Raw genomic sequence first — 22,201 nt, 5'->3', positions numbered from 1 at the left:
GAGCGGGGATCTTCAAGCGTCGCAGCTCGACCCGACGCTCGCGGCCTGCTCGCGCGCGGCCTTCGCGCCTTCGACCTGGAGCAGGGTGGGCAGCGAAACACCGTTCTTCGCCGCCGTGACTTCGGCCAGGATCGACACGGCGATCTCGGGCGGCGTGCGGCTGCCGATGTAGATGCCCACCGGCCCATGCAGCCGCGCGAGTTCGGCATCGTTCAGATCGAACTCCTTGAGCCGTTCGCGCCGCGCCGCGTTGTTGCGCCGCGAACCTAGCGCGCCCACGTAGAACGCGCGCGTCTTGAGCGCTTCCATGAGCGCGAGGTCGTCGAGCTTGGGGTCGTGCGTGAGGGCGATCACGGCGCAGCGCTCGTCGAGCTTCATGTCGAGCACGGTGTCGTCGGGCATGGTGCGCACGAGCGTGGTGCCGGGCACGTCCCACGTGTCGGTGTATTCCTCGCGCGGGTCGCACACGATCACGTGATAGTCGAGCCCCACCGCGATCTGGCACAGGTAGCGCGAGAGCTGCCCCGCGCCGATCACGAGCATGCGGTAGCGCGGGCCGTGAATGGTGAGCAGGCGCTTGCCGTCGAAATCCACGCCGTCGGTGGCGCTCGCGGGGCCGAGCGACGCCTGGCCACTGGCGATGTCGAGCGTGCGCGCGATCAGCTCGCCGCGCTCCACCGCTGCGAGCAGCGCGCCGATGCCCGACGCCAGGGTGAGCGGCTCCAGCACGAGCTGGATCGTGCCGCCGCACGGCAGTCCGAAGCGATGCGCCTCTTCCGCCGTGATGCCGTACTTCACGGCCTCGGGCTTGACGATGCCGATGCCTTCGCGGCGCACGCGGTCGATCAGGTCGTCTTCGATGCAGCCGCCCGAGACCGAGCCCACCACGAGGCCGTCGTCGCGCACGACGAGCATCGCGCCTTCCGGACGCGGCGACGAGCCCCACGTCTTCACCACCGTCACCAGCAAGGCGCGGTGGCCTTCCTCGAGCCAGCGTTCGCTGGATTTCAGGACTTCGAGATCCACGCTGTCCATGATCGTTTCCTCTTTTGCGGTTCATCGCCGTCCGCGCCTTCGGCGTCGCTGGCGGCTTGTGTTTCGGGGTTCTCTTGCGCGGCGGCTTCATCGTTTTGCGCGCCTCCACCGAGCTGCTCGGTGAAGCGCTTGAAGAACTCGGCGGCGATCTTGCGCGCCGCACCATCCACCAGACGCGAGCCGATCTGCGCGAGCTTGCCGCCCACCTGTGCGCTCGCGGTGTAGCTGAGCGTGGTGGCGTCGTCGCCGGCGGGTTCGAGCGTCACGCGCGCATCGCCTTTGCCGAAGCCCGCCGCGCCGCCCTGTCCCTCGAACTGGATCGTGTAGCTGCGCGGCGCGTCGATGTCGGCGAGCTGCATGCGGCCCTTGAAGCGCGCCTTCACGGGCCCGACCGCCGCAGTAAGGGCGACAGCATACGCGTTCTCGCCATCGGCATCGATGCTTTCGCAGCCCGGAATGCACGCCTTGAGTATCGCCGTGTCGTTGAGGGCTTCCCACGCGCGCTGCTGCGGCACCGGCAGCGTGTGGCTTTCGCTCAGCTCCATTGTCTCGCTCCTTGAATTGATCGGTGCGTTGATCCGTGCGGTGCGTCCTGCAGGCTGCGGCCGAACGCTTCCAGGCTCTCCAGATTGTGAACCCGATAGTGCGCGTCGACATGCGGCAGCATCGCCTGCACGCCGCGCGCTTTCGGCTCGAAACCGCGATAGCGCAGCAGCGGATTGAGCCACACCACGCGATGCGCGAAGCGGTGCAGGCGCGCCATTTCCTCGGCGAGCGCGCTGCCCGGATCGTGATCGAGGCCGTCGGTGACCATCAGCACGGTTGCCCGCCCGCCGAGCACGCGGCGCGCCCAGCGCCGGTTGAACTGCGCGAGCGTCTCGCCGATGCGCGTGCCGCCCGACCAGTCCGGCACCTGCGCGGCAAGCTGTGCGAGCGCGACATCGGGGTCGCGTTCGCGCAGCGCCCGCGTCGCGTGCGTGAGGCGCGTGCCGAACAGGAATACCTGCAGGCGCTCGCGCGATTGCAGCAGCGCGTGGCAAAAGTAGAGCACGGCGCGCGAATAGCTGCTCATCGACCCGGAGATGTCGAGCAGCAGCACGAGCGGCACGCGGCGCTCGACGCATGCGCGGTACTTCCAGACGGTCCAGTCGCCGCCCGCGCGCACGGCGTGGCGCGCGCTCGCGCGCAAATCGGCGTGGGTGCCGTGCGACGACGCCTTTAGACGCCGCGTGCGCTCGGTCGCGAGCGGCAGACGCCGTGCGCGGATCAGGTGGCGCAGCGCGCGCCATTCGTCGGCGGAAAGCGTGTCGAAGTCGCGGTGGCGCAGGCGCTCTTCTGCGCTGAAGCTCGCATGCGCGCGCAGTTCGTGTTCCTCGTGAGCCGGCGGTGCCGGATTGGCCGAGCGCGCGGCCGCGCGTGCCGCGAGCGCATCGGCGAGGCGATTGTTGCGGCGCGGCGGCGGCAATGCGCCCTGCACCTTCGGCAGCAGCAGCGCGCGCAGCTTGCCCTCCCAGTCGGGGTCGCGCCAGAACAGTTCGAACGCGGCGTCGAAGAGCTCGCGCTCGTCGGGCGCGGCGGTGAGCAGGGCGGCCAGCGCGGCGCGCACGTCGTCGCGGCGGGTGAGGTCGATGAAGCTCAGCGCCTCGAGCGCATCCACAGCGCGCGCGCTCGACATCGGCAAGCCCGCGCCGCGCAGCACGCGCACGAAATGCACGACGTTGCGCGCGAGCATCGGCGGCAGCGCGTGCGTGTGCTGTGTTTCATGGGGGCGGCTTGGCACGTGCAGCATCGGCGTCATTCCGCGGCCGCGAGCGTTTGCGCGATCCGCTGCGTGTCGAGCTGCGCGAGATCGTCCTGATACTTGAGCAGCACGCCGAGCGTATCCTGCACCGATTGCGGGTCGAGCTCGGTGACCGAAAGCGCCGCGAGCGCGCGGCACCAGTCGATGGTTTCGGCGATGCCGGGCGCCTTGAACAGATCCATCGAGCGCAGTTGATGCACGAACGCCACGGCGCGGCGCTGGAGTTCCGCGCTGGTTGCGGGCGCGCGCGCCGCGACGATGGCGAGCTCGCGCGCACGCTCGGGGTAGCCGAGCCACTGATAGAGGCAGCGACGCTTGAGCGCGTCATGGACCTCGCGCGTGCGATTGGACGTGACAACGACGAGCGGCGGCACGCTCGCGCGCACCGTGCCGTACTCGGGAATCGATACCTGGAAGTCCGAAAGAAGTTCGAGCAGGAAGGCTTCGAACGGTTCGTCGGCCCGGTCGATCTCGTCGATCAGCAGCACGCGGCGCGCGCCGGGATGATGCGGGTCCGGTTCGAGCGCTTGCAGCAGCGGGCGCTTCAGGAGGAATTCGTCGCGATAGAGCGTGTCGCTGCGCGGCTTCTCGCCCGATGCTTCGGCGAGGCGCAGCGCCATGATCTGGCGCGGATAGTCCCACTCGTAGAGCGCGCTCGCCGTGTCGAGCCCTTCGTAGCATTGCAGGCGCAGCAGCGTCGTGCCCGCGAGCGCGGCCGCGGCCTTCGCGAGCTCGGTTTTGCCTACGCCGGGCTCGCCTTCGAGAAAGAGCGGGCGCTCCATCTTGAGCGCGAGAAAGAGCGCCGTGGCCAGCTCGCGGCTCGCGAAATAGCCGTGCGCTTCGAGTTGCGAGAGCGTGTGGTCGATCGTGGCGGGGAGCATGGCAGGTCTGGAAATACGAGGGCAGTAGGTGGGAAATGCGGTGGGAAATACGCGGCCGCCCGCGCCACGCGTAGCGTGGGCGAGCGGCCGTGGGCAACGAGCCTAACCGAGCGCTTTGGTCACCGCGCGGGCCGTCAGCACCGGGATCAGGTGCGCGCGGTACGCCGCGCTCGCGTGCAGATCGGTGTTGAGATCGTCGGGCGCGATGCTTACCGCGCGCGCCGCGGCGGGCGTGAAGCTCGCCTTGAGCGCGTCTTCGAGCCCGCCCGCGCGGAATACCGAAGCCGCCGCACCCGTGATCGCCACGCGCACAGAACCATCGGCGAACTGCGCGACGAACACGCCCGTCAACGCGAAATGCGAGGCGGGGTTGTGGAACTTCTCGTAGGCCGCGCGCTGCGGCACGGGAAACTCCACCGCGACGATCAGCTCGTCGGGTTCGAGCGCGGTCTCGTACATGCCGAGGAAGAAGTCGTCGGCGGCAATGCGCCGGCGGTCCGTCACCACGGTGGCGTTCAGGCCGAGCACGGCGGCGGGGTAGTCGGCGGCGGGGTCGTCGTTGGCGAGCGAGCCGCCCAGCGTGCCGAGCGCGCGCACCTGCCGGTCGCCGATGCCCGCAGCGAGTTGTGCGAGCGCAGGCAGCGTGGCCTGGATCTGCGCGTTCGCCGCGACATCGGCATGGCAGACCGCCGCGCCGACCGTCACCGTCTTGGCGTCCACCTGCACGGTCTTGAGCGCCGGAATGCGCGTGACATCGACGAGCGTCGAAGGCTGCGCGAGGCGCAGCTTCATCGCCGCGAGCAGGCTCTGGCCGCCGCCGAGGAACTTGGCTTCGGGGTCGGCATTGATTGTTTTCACTGCGCCTTGCGCGTCGCTGGCGCGCTGGTAGTCGAATGCATACATGGTGCGCCTCCGCTCAAGGTTGTTGTGATGCCGACGCGGATTGCGCGGCCTGGATCGCCGACCACACGCGATGCGGCGTAGCCGGCATCTGCAGGTCTTTCACGCCGAGAGGTCCAAGCGCATCGACGATCGCGTTGATGACGGCCGGCGGCGAGCCAATTGCGCCCGCCTCGCCGCAGCCCTTCACGCCGAGCGGATTGTGCGTGCACGGCGTGCCCTTCGCGGTCTCCACGTTGAACGACGGCACATCCGACGCGTGCGGCATCGCATAGTCCATGTACGAGCCCGAGAGCAACTGGCCGCTCTCGTTGTCGTAGACGCAGCGCTCCAGCATCGCCTGGCCGATGCCCTGGCCGAGCCCGCCATGCACCTGGCCTTCGACAATCATCGGATTGATGACGTTGCCGAAATCGTCCACAGCCGTGAAGCGCTCGATGCGCGTCTCGCCCGTGTCGGGGTCGACTTCCACTTCGCAGAGGTACGCGCCCGACGGATAGGTGAAGTTGGTGGGGTCGTAGAACGCGCTTTCGTCGAGACCGGGCTCCAGCGTTTCGAGCGGATAGTTGTGCGGCACGTAGGCCGAGAGCGCGATTTCGGCGAAGGCCTTGGTGCGGTCGGTGCCCGCGACGCGGAACACGCCATCGGCGAACTCGATGTCTTCCACGCCCGCTTCGAGCATGTGCGCGGCAATCTTCTTTGCCTTCGCTTCAATCTTGTCGAGCGCCTTCATGATGGCCGAGCCGCCCACCGCGATCGAGCGCGAGCCGTAGGTGCCCATGCCGAACGGAATGCGCGCGGTGTCGCCGTGCACGATTTCGATCTGTTCGATGGGCACGCCCAGACGCTCGGATACCACCTGCGCGAAGGTCGTCTCGTGACCCTGGCCGTGACTGTGCGAGCCCGTGAAGACGGTGACCGAGCCAGTGGGATTCACGCGGATCTCGCCCGCTTCGAAGAGGCCCGCGCGCGCGCCCAGCGCCCCCGCGATATTCGACGGCGCGAGGCCGCACGCCTCGATGTAGCACGAGTAGCCGAGGCCGCGCAGCTTGCCGTTCGCCTTCGAGGCATCGCGCCGCGCCGGGAAACCCTTCACGTCGGCGAGTTCGAGCGCGCGCGAGAGGCAGGCCTCGTAATCGCCGATGTCATAAGTGAGGCCCACGGGCGTGGCGTACGGGAAGCTCGTGATGAAATTGCGGCGGCGGATCTCGGCCGGGTCGATGTTCATCTCGCGCGCGGCCGTTTCCACCAGCCGCTCGACCACGTAGGTCGCCTCGGGGCGGCCCGCGCCGCGATACGCATCCACGGGCACCGTGTTCGTGAACACGGCCTTTACCTCGGCGTAGATCGCGGGCGTGGTGTACTGGCCCGCGAGCAGCGTCGCATAGAGGATCGTCGGCACGCTGGAGGCGAAGGTCGAGAGGTACGCGCCCATGTTCGCCGTGGTGTGCACGCGCATGGCGAGGAACTTGCCGTCCTTGTCGAGCGCGAGCTCGGCTTTCGTCACGTGGTCGCGGCCGTGGGCGTCGGAGACGAACGACTCGCTGCGCTCGGCGGTCCACTTTATCGGGCGGCCGATTTTCTTCGCCGCCCAGGTGAGGGCCACGTCTTCGGCATAGAGAAAGATCTTCGAGCCGAAGCCGCCGCCCACGTCGGGCGCGACGATGCGCAGCTTGGTCTCCGGCAGTCCGAGCACGAACGCGGCCATCAGGAGGCGCTCGACGTGCGGGTTCTGGTTCGACACGTAGACGGTGTAGGCGTCGTCGTGGCGGCTGTAGCTCGCGTTCACGGCGCGCGGCTCGATCGCGTTCGGGATCAGCCGGTTGTTCACGATGTCGAGCGTCGTGACGTGCGCGGCCTGGGCGAAAGCGGCGTCGGTGGCGGCCTTGTCGCCGTGGCCCCACGTGTAGCAGGTGTTGTTCGGCACGCCGTCGTGCACGAGCGCCTGGCCCGCGTCGGCGGCATGCGCGGTGTCGACGGTGGCGGGCAGTTCCTCGTAGTCGATTTCGACCCGTTCGGCGGCGTCCTTCGCTTCTTTCAGGGATCCGGCGATCACGAGCGCGACCTGGTCGCCCACGTGGCGCGCCTTCTCGTGCGCGATCACGGGGTGCGGCGGCTCGTGCATGGGCGTGCCGTCGATGCTGTGGATCAGCCAGCCGCACGGCAGGCCGCCCACGTTCTCGGCGGCGAGGTCCGCGCCGGTGAACACGGCCACGACGCCGGGCGCGGCTTTGGCCGCGTGGGTATCGATGCTCTTGATGCGCGCGTGCGCATGTGGCGAGCGCACGAACACGGCCCAGGTCTGGGCGGGCAGGACGACGTCGTCGGTGTACTGGCCCGCGCCGGTGAGGAAACGATAGTCTTCCTTGCGCTTGACCGAGGCGCCGATCATGCGGGGCGTTTGGGAGTCGGGTGCGTTCATGGCGGTTCTCCCCTTACGCTGCCGATGATGTGGCTGCGCCCGCGCGCATGCCTTCGGCGCCTTCGAGCACGGCCTTCACGATGTTGTGATAGCCCGTGCAGCGGCACAGATTGCCGTCGAGACCCACGCGCACGTCGGCTTCGGTGAGGTCCGGTTTTTCAGTGGCGAGCGCGGTGGCGCTCATTACCATGCCGGGCGTGCAGAAGCCGCACTGCAGGCCGTGGCATTCGCGGAACGCCGCCTGCATCGGATGGAGCGCGCCGTTTTCACCTGCGGCGGCCAGCCCTTCGATCGTCGTCACCGCCATGCCCTCGCACTGCACGGCAAGCTGGTTGCACGACTTGATCGCGCGGCCGTTGAGATGGACGGTACAGGCGCCGCACTGGGCGGTGTCGCAGCCGACGTGCGTGCCGGTGAGGCGTAGTTGCTCGCGCAGGAACTGGACTAACAGCGTGTGGGGTTCGACTTCGGCGGTCACGGGCTTGCCGTTGACCGTCAGGCTGAGACTGATCGCCATTGACTGTCTCCTATATACGGATAGGGACCGGCCTGGGCCCGCATTCACCAATTGCCCCGTTCGTGCCGCCTGCTGTCTTTCGCCCAGGTTGCGCCGCGCGACGGGCGCGAGGCGTCTGCCGCGCGCGATGGCGGGCAGGCTGGGCGGAAGCGGGGTTTTGAGGGTCCGGCTGGTGCTTTGCTGTTCAGTGATGCCTGGATACTGCCTGGATGGTGCGTGATGCTTCGAGTTCGAGAATAATGCCTGGACAGTAAAGCATACTTTCCCGTTTCGCGCAGCGCGGGCTTTTACCCGCACGCACCATGCAAAACGGCCCGCGCCGGAGGCCGGGCGGGCCGTTGCAACTTGGAGAAACCGACTCGAAAACGGGCGGTCTTCAGTGCTCGTGCGGATGATGCGCGAGGCGCGAATGGCGGCGCGAGTAGAGGAAGTAGATCGCGAGACCGATCACCAGCCACACCACGAACGCGACCCACGTGATCCACGCGAGATTGAGCATGAGGAACAGGCACGAAGCCACCGCGAGGATCGGCACGACCGGCACGCCCGGGCAGCGGAACGCGCGCGGCAGATCCGGGTGAGTGCGGCGCAGGACGAGCACGGCGATCGAGACCATCGAGAACGCGGCGAGCGTGCCGATGTTGATCAGTTCGGCCAGCACGTTCAGCGGCACGAGCGCACCGATCAGGCCGAAGAAGATGCCGACGAGCCAGGTGGTGAAGAACGGCGTGGCAAAGCGCGGATGCACCTTCGAGAGCTTCGCGGGCAGCAGGCCGTCGCGCGACATGGCGAAGATGATGCGGGTCTGGCCGTAGCTCATCACGAGAATCACGGTGAGCATGCCAAGCACGGCGCCCAGGTCGATGAAGCCGGCGACCCATTTCTGGCCGGCCACCTGCAGCGCGTACGAAACCGGGTGAGCGATGCCGGCGAACTGCTGCCACGGCACGATGCCCGTGACGACAGCCGCAACGGCCACATAGAGCACCGCGCACACGATGAGCGACGCGATGATGCCCACGGGCAGATCGCGTTTCGGATTCTTGACCTCTTCGGCCGCCGAGGACACCGAGTCGAAGCCGATGAACGCGAAGAACATCACGGCGGCGGCGCCGAACACGCCGTCCCAGCCGTGCGGCATGAACGGATGCCAGTTCGCGGGCGTCACGTGGAACACGCCCACGGCGATCACCAGCAGCACGACCGTGACCTTGATCGCGACCATGATGTTGTTGATGCGGGTGGATTCGCGCACGCCGATGGAGAGCAGCGCGGTGATCACCATCATCACGAGGAAGGCGGGCAGGTTGAACAGCGTGAACGTACCGGGCACGGCGCCGGGCGCGGCGGTGAGGACCGCGGGCAGCGAGACCCCGAAGCCCGAGAGCAGCGACTGCAGATAGCCCGACCAGCCCACCGAGACCGCCGAGGTGGCGAGCCCGTACTCGAGCATCAGGTCCCAGCCGATGATCCAGGCGACCAGTTCGCCGAGCGTGGCGTACGAGTAGGTGTAGATCGAGCCCGCCACGGGAATGGTCGAGGCGAATTCCGCGTAGGCGAGCGCCGCGAAGCAGCAGGCCACGGCGGCGATGATGAACGCGAGCATCAGCGCGGGGCCGGCCTGCACGGCGCCGGTGCCGGTCAGCACGAAAATGCCGGTGCCGATGATGGCGCCCACGCCGAGAAAGGTGAGGTCCAGTGCGCCGAGTGTCTTCTTCAGGCCGGCGCCCTTGGCGCTCGCCTGCAGCATGTGTTCGACGTTCTTCTTGCGAAAGAGGGACATTTGGCGGGGAACTCCAGGTAAAGCGCCGGTAATACGCACTGGCGAGGAAACCCTGAATTTTAGTGGATCGGGGCAGGGCGGCCGGTGCAAGCGCGCAGGAGTGGAGCTGATTCGGTGCTGGGGAGAAGGTCGATTCCGCCGCGAAGCGGCACAAGCGCGTGCATTCTTTGCACGAAGCTCGCTGAAAAGGCGCAGTTCATTTCCGGATCGGCGACTTATGGTGGGAGCACGTTTTAGTGACGCATTCTTTGCGCCACGCATGAGGTGCGTCCGATCGCGAAGTGGTGGCGGGCTCAGAGCCCCAGCGCGGGCGCGATATCGACGAGCCGGTTGCTCATCACGTAGTAGGTGAGTTCGGCGTTGTTGGTGAGCTTCATTTTTTCGAGCAGGCGCGTGCGGTAGACGCTCACGGTCTTCACTGAAAGCGAGAGCGTGTGCGCGATGTCGGTGAGGCGTTTGCCCGAGGCGAGCATGCACAGCGTCTGGTACTCGCGGTCGGAGAGCTTTTCGTGCGGCAGTTGCTCGCCGTCGACAAGCACGTATTCGGCGAGTGCTTCGGCCATCGCCGGGCTCACGTACTTGCGGCCGCTCGTGACCTGCTGGATCGCAGCGATCATCTGCGCGGCGTCCACCGTCTTCGAGAGATAGCCCGACGCGCCCGCCTTCAGCGCGCGCACGGCGTACTGGTCTTCGCGATACATCGAGAACATCAGCACCGGCACGCGCGGCGCCTTTTTCTTTGCGCGCTTGAGCACTTCGATGCCGTTCATGTCGGGCAGCGAGATGTCGAGCAGCACCACATCGCAGACGTGCTTCGCAACGGCGGCGAGCGCTTGTACGCCGCTTGGCGCCTCGATCACTTCGCTCGCGACGCCACGGTCGAGCAGCAACTGGCGTACGCCCTGGCGCACCACCGCGTGATCGTCGACGAGCAGGACGCGCAGGGTCATGTGCGAAGGCCCTTCAGGTGGTCTGCCGCCCGTTCGGTGCGCGAGCGCGAGAGCAGCGTCTCCCAAAGGAAGCGTGCCTCGACGGTCGTGCCGGGGCGTGCCGGATCGGCGGCGGGGCGGCGGATGGCAGTGTGACGGGCCGCGGTGGTGTGCAAGGTGCCGCCGAAGGCGGCGCAGCGTTCGCGCATGCCGGCGATGCCATAGGCGCTGCGGCTGTTCGCGCTGCCCTGGCTACTCGACGAGGCTTGCCCGCATTGCCTTCTGGCGCGCCGCGCGGCTTCGCGCGAGAGGCCAACGCCGTCGTCGATCACGCTCACGATCAGTTCGCTTGGCGTGCTGGTCAGGCGCACTTCGACCTGGGTGGCCTGGGCGTGGCGAGCGACGTTAGTGAGCGCTTCCTGCGCGACGCGGAACACCGCGAGCGCCGCCTCGGCGGGCAGGCGCGCGAGACGCGCTTCGTCGTCGCGGGCGAATCCGGTGGCATGGGGCGCGGCGGCTGAATTTGCAGATGCGTTGACCGAGGCGTTGATCGACGAGTTGAGCGACGAGCTGAGCGACGAGTTGGCCAGGAAGCGCGCGGCAAGCCCGGTGCGCGAGGCAAAGCCGCGTGTCCAGTTCGCGAGCGCGTCGGCGAGGCCCGCGTGCAGTTCGGGCGCATGCAGCCCGTCGAGCACGTGGCGCACGGCATTCGTGGCGGAGTCCAGCGAGCGCATGACGAGCGCGAGCGCCTCGGCGCATTGAGGCGGCGCGTTGGCGGGCAGCCAGGTGTGGACGTTCGCAAGGGCGAAACGTGTGGCCGTCAGTTCGGCGCCGACGCTGTCGTGCAGTTCTTGCGCGAGCCGGTGGCGTGCGGCTTCGTCGGCGTCGACGCGGGCCGCGCCGGCTGCGGCGATCCGCTCCTGCACACGCGCGATCGCATCGAGCGCCACACGCGTGCCTTCGGGGCTGGCGAGGAGAGGGAGGCCGTCGGTCGCGTGGGCGGCACGCGCGCCCGGCGCATCCGCGCGAGGCGCGTCAGCATCAAGCGCCGCGCGATTCGACGTATCCATCCATCCCCCGTGATTTCCTGTTCAGGAATCGGTCCATTTCTGTTCTGGCTTGTGCGGCGGAGCGTAACGAAATTTACATTCAGTAACACCGTGGATTTGCCCCTGCGCAGCCTTCCTGCATGACCGATGGTGCGCCGCGATGATAACTGAAAAACCGGGAAACTTCAGTCAGGACAATACTTAGCGGCGAAATCCCAGAAACCGTGTGAAGTTGGTTGACGTCGCGCTCTGTAGGAAAAAAGCTGACACGGTGCTGGCGCGAAGTCTGCCCGAAATGTAACGAACGGGCATCACGCGGCGAGCGGCGTTGCGATCTGCGAGGGCCAAAAAAAACCGGAGCGCGAGGCTCCGGTTCCGGTGTCTGAGGCGGCGCTGGCTTTAGCCAACAAACGCCTTTTCCACGACATAGTGGCCCGGCTGGTTGTTGCTGCCTTCCGTGAGGCCGGCCTTTTCCAGCAGTGCGACGGTGTCGCGCAGCATGTGCGTGCTGCCGCACAGCATGATGCGGTCGCGCTCGGGCGAGAATCCCGGCAGGTCGAGGTCGGCGAACAGCTTGCCGGTGTCGATCAGCTCGGTGATGCGGCCGCGGTTGTCGAACACTTCGCGCGTCACGGTCGGGTAGTAGACGAGCTTCTCGCGAACGATCTCGCCGAGGTACTCGTGCTCGCGCAGTTCTTCGGTGATGAATTCCTTGTACGCGAGTTCGTCGACGAAACGGCAGGTGTGCGTGAGCACGATCTTCTCGTAACGGTCGTAAATGTCGGGGTCCTTGATGATCGACATGAACGGCGCGAGGCCCGTGCCGGTCGAGAGCAGCCACAGGACCTTGCCGGGCAGCAGGTTGTCGGCCACCAGCGTGCCGACCGGCTTCTTGCCGATCAGAACCTTGTCGCCCACCTTCAGGTGCTGCAGGCGCGACGTGAGCGGGCCGTCCGGCACCTTGATGCTCAGAAACTCGAGATGCTCTTCATAGTTCGCGCTCGCGAGCGAGTACGCGCGCATCAGCGGCTTGCCTTCGACCTCGAGGCCGACCATGGTGAACTGGCCGTTGTCGAAACGCAGGGCCTGGTCGCGCGTGCAGGTGAAGCTGAAAAGCGTGTCAGTCCAGTGATGCACGCTCAGAACGGTTTCTTCGGTGTGTTTGCTCATGGTTCCTGATGATGCGAAACAAGGTCCGCCGGACGGGGGCGTTCCTTCCGGCCGCGCATGACAAGTGCATGTAGGGCTCGGTTTGACGATGCGCGGCGTGCGCGTTGCTGTGCGCTCCGCTTGAATTCCCGCTTTGATTCGGCTTTGATTCGAACTCGTGCCCCGTTTTTGCCAGCTTGTTGGCCGTCCCATTGCGAACGAGGCGCAGTCCGCTATTTTAACGCGAGCGTGCCTTATGGGCTGCGCTGCGTCTAACGAGAGGGGTGACCTGCGTTAGGCAAGATGTCGCGGAGCGACAAAACCGGCTTCGGCGGATTGCGGCGCAAGGGCCCGAAAACTGGGAGTCCAGCCGCCCTTTGGATGGGCGGGTTCGCCCGTTAGGGCAGGCTCGAATGTTGGTCCGAATCATACCGGAAGGTTCGACGCGCCGCAGCAGAGACCCTGCTGGCGGGGCAGATTCGGCATGCGCGAGCGTGTCAGCGATCGGCGGCGAGCTTCGCGGCGAGACCGATCAGCGCCGCGCCGCAGAATGCGTCGATGGGGCGGCGCAGCCGCTTGTAGCTGCGTTGCGTGCGATGGTCGGCGAACAGCAGCGCGAGGCTCGAGTGATAGCCGAACGACATCGCCGCGACGAGCGCGAGCGCCGCGCCGTAGAACCACGCCGGCGGATGCGCGGGAAAGATCGCCGCGAACACGCTGGTCCAGAACACGCAGGACTTCGGGTTCGTGAGGCAGGTGAGAAACCCCGCGCGCCATGTGCGCAGCCAGGCGCGCCGGTCGGGCGGCGGCAGCGGGACTGCGGGCGCGGCGTGGTTGGCATCGACGGCATTCGCTTCGTTCGTGTCCCGGCGCGCGCCCGAGCGCAGCAGCTTGACGCCGAACCAGAGCAGATAGAGCGCGCCGGCGACGCGCACGCCGTGATAGAGCCACTCGATATGCTGGAGCACCGCTGCGAAGCCCAGCATGGCCAGCGCGGCCCACAGCGTGGAGCCCGTGCCCACACCGAACGCCGAGGCAATGCCGAGACTGCGCCGCCCCGCGAGCGAAAGCTGCGTCACCATGAAGAAGTTGGGCCCGGGGCTGACGAGCGCGAACAAATAGACGATGGCGATCTGAAGCAGCGTGGCGAAGGGGTGCATGCGAAGCCGGATGAAAAAAGCGCGCTCCGAGGGCGCGCGACGCGACATATTAGCGCGATTGGATTTGCAACTCGTGGGGGTTTTGCTGGCGTGCGCGGCGCGGCGCGGCGCGATGTGGTGTCCGGCCCTCGTGGCGTTATTCGAGCCGCAGCCGCGCCATGTACGGCAGGTGGTCGGACAACCAGGCCGTCTCCTGCGCGGGCTGGATCAGCTCGACCGGTTGCAGGCCGCGCACGAACATCTTGTCGAGCGCGAGCGCGGGCGAGAACGCCGGAAACGTGCGCGCCGGCTCGCCGAGCAGCGTCGCGACTTCGTGCAGGCCGTGCTCAGCGAAGAGCGGCACCGAGTCGTTGCGCCAGTCGTTGAAGTCGCCCGCGAGCACGAGTGGCCCTTGCGGCGCCTCCTTGGCGATCCAGTGGGCGATCCAGTTCATCTGCCGCAGGCGCGCGCTGCGCGTGAGCGCGAGGTGCGCGCACAGCAGCGTGACCGACTGGCCCGCCACGCTCGCGCGCGCGACGAGCAGGCCGCGCCGCTCGAAACGGTGCGCCGAGATGTCCCAGCGGCCGCCCAGATCGAGCGGATGCGGCGAGAGGATCGCATTGCCGTGCCGCCACGACGGCTTGAACACATTCGGCCCGAGCGCGATTTGCAGCTCGAGCGCGTCGGCGATTTCGGTGGCCTGGCAGTGCCAGACGTCTGCGAGTGGATCGCCGAGCTCCGCGCCGAAAGCCGTGGAGAGCACCGGTTGCGGCAGACGCCGCGCCATCGCCTCCTGAAGAAACCAGGCATCGGCGTGAGTGGACTGCACCCAGCGCCGCATGGCCTGCCAGGCCTGAAAGCCAAGCGGTGAGCGGCCCTTGTGCAGGTTCCAGCTCACCGCCACGAAGTCCCGGGTGTTGGCCGGCACTGCGTCGATGAGGGGTTGTTCGAGGTTTCGCATGCGCTTGTTACAACGAGTTCTTACGACAGTTTCGTGCAGTTTTTTGGGGGCCGATTCTCGTACCGCTGGCGGATCGCGCTTCGGTTCGGCTCAGTTCAGTTCAGTTTAGATCGGCGCCGACGAGCCGCGCGCTTCAGGCCGGCATCTCAGCCTCCGCCGGGCCGCCCCAAGGAGGCTGAGCGCCCTCTCGGGGGGGCAGCGAGCGAAGCGAGCGTGGGGGTCGTTTCATCTCAGGGCTGCTGGGACGGCGGGGCGAGGCTGGCGCGCACCCGGTACGTCAGTGCGGGATCCTTGTCGAGGATCGGCCAGCTGACCCATTGGCCGGCCGGCACCACGAGCCCCGGATGGCTAGCGTTCACCTGGCGCGGCTGCGGCGGCAGCGCGCAGCCGGATGGGCTTTGCCGCGTGGCGTTGCCTTCAAGCGTATCCTGGGCCTCGATCGAGAGGATCGACTGGGTCGCGTTCGCGCGCAACGGCGAGACCGTGATCGTACGCAGCAGGTCGATGCTGCCCGCGACCTGATCCTTGCAGCCGACCTGGTGCGAGACGACATTGTGATGCGTATCGGTGCGCGCCTGACCCACCGTGGTGGTGCCGTCGAACGAGTCGATCAGCTGGCCGTCGCGGATCACCTGCAGCGTCCAGGTGACCACCGGTTGCACGCCGGGTTGCACGTACGGCTGCGGCGTTGATGCCGGCTGGGCGTTGGGCAGCGGCGTGGATGCTGGCACTGGCTGCGCGGCAGGCAGCGGGACTGGCGGCGGTGCCGGCTGCGCAGCGGGGCGCGGCGCGGGTTGCTGGACCGGTTGCGGTGTCGGCGCTAACGGCACAGCCGGCTGTGGCGTCGGCTGCGCGGTGGGTTGCGGCGCTGGCGTATGCAGTATCGGGGGTTCTGTCGCAGGCCCCGGTTGGGCGATGGGCTGGGCGTTGTCCTGAGGAGCCGGTTGATACGCGGGTTCATAAGCCGGCTTGTGAACGGGCTTATGCGCGGGCTTGTGTACTGGCTTTGGAGCGGGCTTCGGTGCCGCCTGGGGCGCAGGTGCCGGGGCGGCCTGCGGTTTCGACTGGGGTTTCGATTGTGGCGCCGCCGGCTGCGCGGGTTGTGCCGCCGGCGGTTGCGCGGTCTCCGTAGACGGGGCCGGAACGGCGTGCACGACCGGCTGCGAGGCCGGAATCGCGGGCTGCACCACACCCTCCGTTCGTGTCTGCGCGCTTACGGTCACGAACGCGGCAGCGGCGGCGAACAGGGTAACGGCGAGGCAATGCTTCAACAACGTCATGTGGGCAGGCTCCATGCACGCGTGCCTTGCGAGCCGGTTGTGCCGGTTCGCAATGGCGGGGGCGGATTCCTTGAGACATTCGATCCTATACCGGGTTCGCAAACACTGGACCGCAACCGGGAATTTCAAATCCGCAGGGCGCGGCGCAGCGTCGATTGCGCCGCGCGTAACTATTTACAATATGGAGGCAACAGCGGCGCATTTCGAGGCCGATTCCGTAACCGATTGTTATTTTTCGCGCAACGATGGGTGGAATGCAATCGCCGACGCGTATCGATAGCCGAGATTTGCCAAGGCCCGTGCCCCACTCGGCAAGCATGCGCGATGGGTGGATTTGCACGCATATTCAATCCATATTCGATTCAAACCCGCCTCGCCCTCGGTCTACAATTTTTCTAATGGCGGCGTCAGGGAGGCGCCGCCGCCTAATTCGCCGGATGCGGACACAGCGACATGGATCAGATCGAATGTGTGGTGATTGGCGCGGGCGTGGTCGGCCTCGCGGTGGCGCGCGCCCTGGCGGCGCGCGGACGCGAGGTGATCGTGCTGGAGGCCGCCGACGCCATCGGCACCAGCACCAGTTCCCGCAACAGCGAGGTGATTCACGCGGGGCTGTACTACCCGCGTGGCTCGCTCAAGGCGACCTTGTGCGTGCGCGGGCGCGAGATGCTCTACGAGTACTGCGCGGCGCGCAACGTCGCGCATGCGCGTTGCGGCAAGTTGCTGGTGGCCACGACGCACGCCCAGGTCGCGCAGCTCGAAGCGATTCAGGCGCGCGGCAAGGAAAACGGCGTGTTCGATCTCACGCGCATCAACAAGACCGAGGCGCTGGCGCTCGAGCCCGCGCTCGAATGCGTGGCGGCGGTGTACTCGCCGCAGACGGGCATCGTCGACAGTCATCAGCTGATGCTGGCCCTGCAAGGCGATGCCGAACGCGATGGCGCCGTGATCGCGCTCAAGTCGCCCGTCGAGTCTGTCGACGCGAGCGCGAACGGCTTCGTGATCAGGACAGGTGGCGAAGCCGCCACCTCAATCCGCGCGGCCTGCCTCATCAACAGCGCAGGCCTGCACGCCACCCGGATTGCGAAACGTATCCGCGGGCTCGATCCGCGCCACATCCCGCCCCTTTATCTCGCGCGCGGCAATTACTTCAGCGTCTCGGGGCGCGTGCCGTTTTCGCGGCTCATTTACCCGATGCCGAACGAGGCCGGGCTCGGCGTGCATCTCACGCTCGATCTCGGTGGGCAGGCGCGCTTCGGTCCCGACGTGGAGTGGATCGATTCGATCGACTACGACGTCGACCCACGCCGCGCCGACGCTTTCTATGCGCAGATCCGCAGCTATTGGCCGGGCTTGCCCGACGGCGCGCTGCAACCCGCCTACGCGGGCATCCGGCCCAAGCTCTCGGGCCCTGGTGAGAACGCCGCCGATTTCGTGATTCAGGGTGGCGCGGCGCACGGCGTGCGCGGGCTCGTGAATCTGTTCGGCATCGAGTCGCCGGGGCTCACGGCGTCGCTCGCCATCGCGCAGCGCGTGTGCGAGGTAGCCGGGTTTGCCTGAGGCGCTTGCCCCAAATGACGAGTGGCACCCCGGCTCGCATCCCCTTATTACCAGGGTGCGAATTGCTTATGTCCGGAATACATGATGCACGTACGGCGGCTTCGTTGTTATTCTTCACGCCACGCCGTCGGCAGAACGGTGTGCCCACAATATTGGAGTACTGCTCATGAAATCGTCCCGCCGCAGCTTTCTGATCACGAGTGTTGGCGTTGCCGCCACCGTCGCGCTGTCGCGTCAGGCTTTCGCCGATGCGCCGAAGCTTGGTGAATCCGAACCCACCGCCGTGGCACTCGGCTACAAGGCCGACGCAACCAAGGTCGACAAGGCCAAGTTCGCGAAGTACGCCGCCGGCCAGGATTGCAGCAACTGCACGTTCTACCAGGGCAAGGCCACCGACGCCTACGCTGGATGCCCGATGTTCCCGGGCAAGCAGGTCGCAGGCAAGGGCTGGTGCAGCGCCTACAACAAGAAGGCCTGATAGGTCTGAGAAGTCCGAGCCCGAGCCGTCAGGCACGCGGGCTCGAAGCGGGTCGCCCATCGCCATCGTATTGCACGAATCGATGCGCGCGCACCGGCTTCACCCAGGCTGGCTTCGCGCGGGCCTAGGCACGCGCCATCAGCAGAGGCGGCCGCCGTCCGAACCACGGGCGCGCCGCTTCGAGCTGGGCCGCAAGGCGCAGCAGCAAGGCATCGTTGCCTTCCCGCGCCGCGAATTGCACGCCGATCGGCAGGCCCCGCGCATTCCACGCGAGCGGCACCGACATCGAAGGCTGCCCCGTCATATTGAACAGCTCGGTGCAGCCCGCCCACGCGAACGCCTTGTTCGCGGATTCCGTCAGCAGTTTTCTCATTAGCGCTTCCACCGGCATCGCGGTGACGGCACGCATCTGCATGCGTTCCGAAGGCGTGGGTTTCAGCTCGCCGATTTTCACCGGCGGCGCGGCCAGCGTCGCGCACAGAATCACGTCGAAACGCGTCATCAGGTCGGCGACTTGCGTCGTGATGCGCTGCTGCGTTTCGAGCGCGGCGGGCAGCGCCTGCTCGCCCAGCTTGCGGCCGATGTGCGCCATCGCCCATGTCGCGATCTCGAAATCCTGGCGGCGCGGCTTGGTGCCCGTGATCGTGTCAGCCTCGAGCACGTACTTTTCGGCCACCACCGACCACAGCATCAAGAACGCCTCGCGCGCCGCCGCGAAGTCCACGTTGAGCTTCACCGGCTCCACGTTGTGGCCGAGCGAGGCGAGCAGCGCGGCCGCGTCGTCGAGCGCGTCGCGCACGTCGGGCGAGAGCGCGTCGGCGAACAGCGGGTCGGTGATAAACGCGACCGCGAGCGGCTTGCCGCCGTCGAGCGGCTCGCGCGCCGCCGCGAGAAAAGTGCCCGGCGCGCCAGGCGCTCGCGCAGGGTCGCCGGCGAGCAGATCGAGCATGAGCGCGCTGTCACGCACGCTGCGCGACACGGCGAGGTCGACGCCCAGCCCGCCCGGAGATGGCGGCACATCCGAAGGCGGCTGGTTGGTGCGCGACGGCTTCAGGCCGAAGAGCCCGCAGCACGAGGCGGGAATGCGGATCGAGCCGCCGCCGTCCGAGGCGTGCGCGAGCGGCACGATGCCGGCCGCAACCGAAGCCGCGGCGCCGCCGCTCGAGCCGCCCGGCGTGTGATCGAGATTCCACGGATTGCGGCACGGGCCGAACAACTCGGGCTCCGTGTAGGGCATCTGGCCGAGCTCCGAGGCGCTCGTCTTGCCGAACAGGTTCAGGCCCGCCGCGCGGAAACGCTCGACCACGGGCGCATCTGCCGTCGGCACGTAATGGCGGTAGTGGCGGCTGCCGAGCGTCATGCGCAGCCCCGCGACCGCCACGCCCAGATCCTTGACGAGAAACGGCACGCCTGCGAGCGGCCCCTGCGCGAGGGCGTCGACGCCATTGCCGCCCGCCTCGATGCGCAGCGCACGCTTGCGCGCGGCGTCGTAGTCCTTGAGCACGATCGAATTGATCGCGGGATTGGCGGCCTCGGCGCGCGCGATCGCGGTGTCGAGCAACTCGCGCGCGCTCACTTCGCGGCGCTGCACGAGTTCGGCAAGGCCGATGGCGTCGTATTCCAGATAGTCGGACTGCAAGGCGCGCACTCCTTTGGGGGCGTCGTGGGATTGGGCGCACTGAAACAAAAGCGGCCATTGCAACGATTCTGCCGCAATGGCCGCTTCCTGTGCCGCGCTTGCGCGCCCTGGCGGTTTTATTGCAGGTGCTGTGCGAGGAACGCGAGCGTGCGACCGTGCGCGAGCGCCGACGCATTCTGGTTATACGACGCGCGCACCGAGCAGTTGAAGCCGTGATCGGCGCCCGGATAGAGGTGGAATTCGGCGTTGTCGCGGCCGGCGAAGCGCTCCTTCACCTGGCCCACTGCATCGAGCGGAATGCCGTGGTCGAGCTCGGCGTAATGGAACAGCATCGGCTGCTTGATCTTGTCGGCGAGGTCGAGTTGTGTGTGAATGCCGCCGCCGTAGTACGAGACCGCCGCGTCAATTGAGCCGCTGGCCGCGGCCAGATACGCGAGCCGGCCGCCCAGGCAATAGCCGATGGCGGCGACCTTGCCGCTGCACTCGGGCAGCTGGCGCACTGTGGCGGCTGTCGCGGCGATGTCCTCGACGACGAGATTCATGTCGGTCTTCTTCATCAACTCGATGCCGCGCTCGCGGTCCGCGCCCACATAGTCGAGCTCGACGCGCGGCGCGGTGCGCCAGAAGATGTCAGGGGCGATCGCCACATAGCCGTCGAGCGCGTATTGCTCGACCACGTCGCGAATGTGGCCGTTCACGCCGAAAATCTCCTGAATGATGACGATGCCCGGGCCCTTGCCACCCTTGGGCAGGGCGAGATAGGCGCCGAAACTGTCCTTGCCGGCGGGAATGTCGATCCACTTGGTCGATACGCTCACATTGCTCTCCTTCTACGCGAATAGGATGATCCGCAAAACGGGGAGCCAGTTTGCCATGGCGGCGCGCAGCCTGCAGCACGCTGTGCGCAAGGGAATCGTAATAATCGCGGTTAATCGCTTTTCGGGCGTGCGGCTTTTCTCGATGAGAGAAAACCCTGGAGTGCGCAACGATTCGTGTGTGCTGCGAATTAATCGAGGGCTGACTTTAATTTCAGCTAATCTCCGGGCGAGTGGGGGAATTCGAAAAGCAAACGTTATCGTGGCCGGCAGCGCATTTAACATTCCCCGCGTAACTCGCCAAAAATCTCGAAAAATATTCGGGCGCACCTTGGAAAATGCTTTTGAAAGGATTGCAAACTTCCTGTAAAACCCTTGCGTGGCAAGGCTTTTGGGCCGATTGACCAGGGTTTCGAAGTACTCAGGTGAAAGCCTATTGGTACTCGCCCCGATATCTGAAAAAAATACTCCAAATTAATTTGATCACCTACACTTGCGCGCAAGTATGGATGGGCGGTCTGCCACGAGCGGGCTTTTCGCCATACGGGCCAGGTGCATCAAGGATGCATCCGCGTGGTCGTCCGCACGGGGAGCGACACGTTCGGGGCGCGGGAGCACTGGGCGATTACGTTGCTGTTGGTTCGAAACCGGAGACTTACATGAATATCAAGCTTCACAAGCTGTTGCCGATTAGTGCGGCAGTCGTTTTGTTCGCGACGTTCGCAACGGCATCGAGCGCCGACGAAACGGTCAAGATTGGCCACGTCGCGCCGCTGACAGGCGGTATCGCGCACCTGGGCAAAGACAACGAAAATGGCGCGCGCCTGGCTATCGAGGAAATCAACGCGAAGGGCCTGACGATCAACGGCCAGAAGATAACCCTGGTGCTCGACGCCCAGGACGACGCAGCCGACCCGCGTACTGCCACGCAGGTTGCGCAGAAGCTCGTCGACGACAAGGTCGTCGCGGTCGTGGGCCACCTGAACTCGGGCACCTCGATCCCGGCTTCGAAGATCTACAGCGATGCGGGCATCGTGCAGATCTCGCCGTCGGCGACCAACCCGGCTTACACGCAGCAAGGCTTCAAGACCACTTATCGCGTGGTGGCGACCGACGCCCAGCAGGGCCCGGCGCTCGCGAACTACGCGGCCAAGACCATGAAGCTCAAGAGCGTGGCGATCGTCGACGACTCGACGGCTTACGGCCAGGGTCTCGCGAACGAGTTCGAGAAGACCGCCAAGTCGCTCGGCATGAACGTGGTCTCGCATGACGCGACCAACGACAAGGCCGTGGACTTCCGCGCCATTCTCACGAAGATCAAGGGCGAGAACCCCGACGCGATCATGTACGGCGGCATGGACGCCACCGGCGGCCCGTTCGCCAAGCAAGCCAAGCAGCTTGGCTTGCGCGCGAAGGTGCTCGCGGGTGACGGCGTCTGTACCGACAAGCTGGCCGACCTCGCCGGCGACGCGACCGACAACATCGTGTGCTCGGAAGCGGGCATGGCGCTCGAAAAGATGCCGGGCGGCAAGGCGTTCGAGGCGAAGTTCGAGAAGCGTTTCGGCCAGCCGATCCAGATCTACGCGCCGTTCACGTATGACGCGGTGTACATCATCGTCGACGCGATGAAGCGCGCCAACTCGACCGATCCGGCCAAGATCCTCGCCGCCATGCCGTCTACGGACTACAAGGGCGTGATTGGCGAGACGACCTTCGATTCGAAAGGCGACCTCAAGCACGGCGTGATCTCGCTGTACAACTACAAGGCAGGCAAGAAGTCGCTGCTCGACGTGGTGAAGATGTAAATTTCCACGCGGTCGATTTCATAGCCGCAAAGAGTAAAGCCCGCGGGTTTTTGGACCC

Annotated in this window: 20 protein-coding genes; 4 read left to right on the top strand and 16 right to left on the bottom strand. The window is 66.5% G+C overall.

Annotation, left to right across the window (positions count from 1 at the left end; genetic code table 11):
* Positions 1-12 precede the first annotated feature (12 nt).
* The 14 genes from HV773_RS25040 to HV773_RS24975 all read right to left on the bottom strand — a co-directional run bounded on the left by HV773_RS25040 (position 13) and on the right by HV773_RS24975 (position 15,279).
* A complete protein-coding gene (locus tag HV773_RS25040) occupies positions 13-1,035 on the bottom strand; it encodes an XdhC family protein (protein ID WP_129560919.1) in 1,023 nt (340 codons plus the stop codon).
* Positions 1,008-1,580, bottom strand: a complete 573-nt coding sequence (locus HV773_RS25035) for an SRPBCC family protein (protein ID WP_129560920.1) — start codon at positions 1,578-1,580, stop codon at positions 1,008-1,010. Before HV773_RS25035 ends, HV773_RS25040 begins: the two co-directional genes overlap by 28 nt.
* Positions 1,571-2,824 (bottom strand): vWA domain-containing protein, encoded by a 1,254-nt coding sequence (locus tag HV773_RS25030; RefSeq protein ID WP_129560921.1) that lies wholly within the window; start codon positions 2,822-2,824, stop codon positions 1,571-1,573. Before HV773_RS25030 ends, HV773_RS25035 begins: the two co-directional genes overlap by 10 nt.
* A 5-nt stretch (positions 2,825-2,829) precedes the next feature.
* Entirely contained in the window at positions 2,830-3,717 is an 888-nt protein-coding gene (locus HV773_RS25025) for an AAA family ATPase (protein ID WP_129560922.1), read from the bottom strand.
* Positions 3,718-3,819: 102 nt separating this feature from the next.
* A complete protein-coding gene (locus tag HV773_RS25020; RefSeq protein WP_129560923.1) occupies positions 3,820-4,620 on the bottom strand; it encodes an FAD binding domain-containing protein in 801 nt (266 codons plus the stop codon).
* 13 nt (positions 4,621-4,633) lie between these two features.
* A complete protein-coding gene (locus HV773_RS25015) occupies positions 4,634-7,039 on the bottom strand; it encodes a xanthine dehydrogenase family protein molybdopterin-binding subunit (RefSeq protein ID WP_129560924.1) in 2,406 nt (801 codons plus the stop codon).
* Positions 7,040-7,052: 13 nt separating this feature from the next.
* Positions 7,053-7,556 (bottom strand): (2Fe-2S)-binding protein, encoded by a 504-nt coding sequence (locus HV773_RS25010; protein ID WP_129560925.1) that lies wholly within the window; start codon positions 7,554-7,556, stop codon positions 7,053-7,055.
* 376 nt (positions 7,557-7,932) lie between these two features.
* Entirely contained in the window at positions 7,933-9,339 is a 1,407-nt protein-coding gene (gene bcaP / locus HV773_RS25005) for a branched-chain amino acid transporter BcaP (RefSeq protein WP_129560926.1), read from the bottom strand.
* 293 nt (positions 9,340-9,632) lie between these two features.
* Positions 9,633-10,289, bottom strand: coding sequence for a response regulator transcription factor RqpR (gene rqpR / locus HV773_RS25000; RefSeq protein WP_129560927.1), 657 nt, complete (start codon positions 10,287-10,289; stop codon positions 9,633-9,635).
* Positions 10,286-11,338 (bottom strand): sensor histidine kinase, encoded by a 1,053-nt coding sequence (locus HV773_RS24995; RefSeq protein ID WP_129560928.1) that lies wholly within the window; start codon positions 11,336-11,338, stop codon positions 10,286-10,288. The genes rqpR and HV773_RS24995 overlap by 4 nt, the downstream gene beginning before the upstream one ends.
* A 378-nt stretch (positions 11,339-11,716) precedes the next feature.
* Positions 11,717-12,487 carry a ferredoxin--NADP reductase gene (locus HV773_RS24990; RefSeq protein WP_129560929.1) on the bottom strand — a complete coding sequence of 257 codons (771 nt, stop codon included), beginning with the start codon at positions 12,485-12,487 and terminating at the stop codon, positions 11,717-11,719.
* 476 nt (positions 12,488-12,963) lie between these two features.
* A complete protein-coding gene (locus HV773_RS24985) occupies positions 12,964-13,626 on the bottom strand; it encodes a LysE family translocator (RefSeq protein ID WP_129560930.1) in 663 nt (220 codons plus the stop codon).
* Between the two features lie 136 nt (positions 13,627-13,762).
* Positions 13,763-14,566: an endonuclease/exonuclease/phosphatase family protein gene (locus tag HV773_RS24980; RefSeq protein WP_129560931.1), complete on the bottom strand. Its 804-nt coding sequence runs from the start codon at positions 14,564-14,566 to the stop codon at positions 13,763-13,765.
* A 230-nt stretch (positions 14,567-14,796) separates the two neighbouring features.
* A complete protein-coding gene (locus HV773_RS24975) occupies positions 14,797-15,279 on the bottom strand; it encodes a hypothetical protein (protein WP_227875428.1) in 483 nt (160 codons plus the stop codon).
* Positions 15,280-16,299: 1,020 nt separating this feature from the next.
* On the opposite strand from HV773_RS24975, the gene HV773_RS24970 reads away from it, so the two are divergent.
* Complete coding sequence (locus HV773_RS24970; protein ID WP_129560932.1) at positions 16,300-17,406, top strand: NAD(P)/FAD-dependent oxidoreductase; 1,107 nt, start codon at positions 16,300-16,302, stop codon at positions 17,404-17,406.
* A 166-nt stretch (positions 17,407-17,572) separates the two neighbouring features.
* Complete coding sequence (locus HV773_RS24965) at positions 17,573-17,884, top strand: high-potential iron-sulfur protein (protein WP_129560933.1); 312 nt, start codon at positions 17,573-17,575, stop codon at positions 17,882-17,884.
* 124 nt (positions 17,885-18,008) lie between these two features.
* Here the strand turns inward: HV773_RS24965 and HV773_RS24960 are convergent, their stop codons facing one another.
* Entirely contained in the window at positions 18,009-19,523 is a 1,515-nt protein-coding gene (locus HV773_RS24960) for an amidase (protein ID WP_129560934.1), read from the bottom strand.
* Positions 19,524-19,639: 116 nt separating this feature from the next.
* Positions 19,640-20,341, bottom strand: coding sequence for a dienelactone hydrolase family protein (locus HV773_RS24955; RefSeq protein ID WP_129560935.1), 702 nt, complete (start codon positions 20,339-20,341; stop codon positions 19,640-19,642).
* A 25-nt stretch (positions 20,342-20,366) separates the two neighbouring features.
* Here HV773_RS24955 and HV773_RS24950 point away from each other — a divergent pair, with 25 nt between their 5' ends.
* Both HV773_RS24950 and HV773_RS24945 read left to right on the top strand, forming a co-directional pair.
* A complete protein-coding gene (locus HV773_RS24950) occupies positions 20,367-20,708 on the top strand; it encodes a hypothetical protein (RefSeq protein ID WP_129560936.1) in 342 nt (113 codons plus the stop codon).
* Between the two features lie 289 nt (positions 20,709-20,997).
* Complete coding sequence (locus HV773_RS24945; protein WP_129560937.1) at positions 20,998-22,143, top strand: branched-chain amino acid ABC transporter substrate-binding protein; 1,146 nt, start codon at positions 20,998-21,000, stop codon at positions 22,141-22,143.
* Positions 22,144-22,201: the final 58 nt, after the last annotated feature.

Origin of the sequence: Paraburkholderia caffeinitolerans, from assembly GCF_902859945.1 — a bacterium.
Taxonomy (GTDB): domain Bacteria; phylum Pseudomonadota; class Gammaproteobacteria; order Burkholderiales; family Burkholderiaceae; genus Paraburkholderia; species Paraburkholderia caffeinitolerans.
Note: the sequence above shows the minus strand (reverse complement) of the source record. Positions and strands in the feature narration are given on the sequence as shown.

Coding starts and splice junctions, on each gene's coding strand:
- HV773_RS24990 (WP_129560929.1), bottom strand. CDS start 12,487: ATGAGCAAACACACCGAAGAAACCGTTCTGAGCGTGCATCACTGGACT.
- HV773_RS25030 (WP_129560921.1), bottom strand. CDS start 2,824: ATGCTGCACGTGCCAAGCCGCCCCCATGAAACACAGCACACGCACGCG.
- HV773_RS25015 (WP_129560924.1), bottom strand. CDS start 7,039: ATGAACGCACCCGACTCCCAAACGCCCCGCATGATCGGCGCCTCGGTC.
- HV773_RS24945 (WP_129560937.1), top strand. CDS start 20,998: ATGAATATCAAGCTTCACAAGCTGTTGCCGATTAGTGCGGCAGTCGTT.
- HV773_RS24995 (WP_129560928.1), bottom strand. CDS start 11,338: ATGGATACGTCGAATCGCGCGGCGCTTGATGCTGACGCGCCTCGCGCG.
- HV773_RS24980 (WP_129560931.1), bottom strand. CDS start 14,566: ATGCGAAACCTCGAACAACCCCTCATCGACGCAGTGCCGGCCAACACC.
- HV773_RS25010 (WP_129560925.1), bottom strand. CDS start 7,556: ATGGCGATCAGTCTCAGCCTGACGGTCAACGGCAAGCCCGTGACCGCC.
- HV773_RS24965 (WP_129560933.1), top strand. CDS start 17,573: ATGAAATCGTCCCGCCGCAGCTTTCTGATCACGAGTGTTGGCGTTGCC.
- HV773_RS25020 (WP_129560923.1), bottom strand. CDS start 4,620: ATGTATGCATTCGACTACCAGCGCGCCAGCGACGCGCAAGGCGCAGTG.
- HV773_RS24950 (WP_129560936.1), top strand. CDS start 20,367: ATGATCCGCAAAACGGGGAGCCAGTTTGCCATGGCGGCGCGCAGCCTG.
- HV773_RS24985 (WP_129560930.1), bottom strand. CDS start 13,626: ATGCACCCCTTCGCCACGCTGCTTCAGATCGCCATCGTCTATTTGTTC.
- HV773_RS25035 (WP_129560920.1), bottom strand. CDS start 1,580: ATGGAGCTGAGCGAAAGCCACACGCTGCCGGTGCCGCAGCAGCGCGCG.
- HV773_RS25025 (WP_129560922.1), bottom strand. CDS start 3,717: ATGCTCCCCGCCACGATCGACCACACGCTCTCGCAACTCGAAGCGCAC.
- HV773_RS25040 (WP_129560919.1), bottom strand. CDS start 1,035: ATGGACAGCGTGGATCTCGAAGTCCTGAAATCCAGCGAACGCTGGCTC.
- rqpR (WP_129560927.1), bottom strand. CDS start 10,289: ATGACCCTGCGCGTCCTGCTCGTCGACGATCACGCGGTGGTGCGCCAG.
- bcaP (WP_129560926.1), bottom strand. CDS start 9,339: ATGTCCCTCTTTCGCAAGAAGAACGTCGAACACATGCTGCAGGCGAGC.
- HV773_RS24970 (WP_129560932.1), top strand. CDS start 16,300: ATGGATCAGATCGAATGTGTGGTGATTGGCGCGGGCGTGGTCGGCCTC.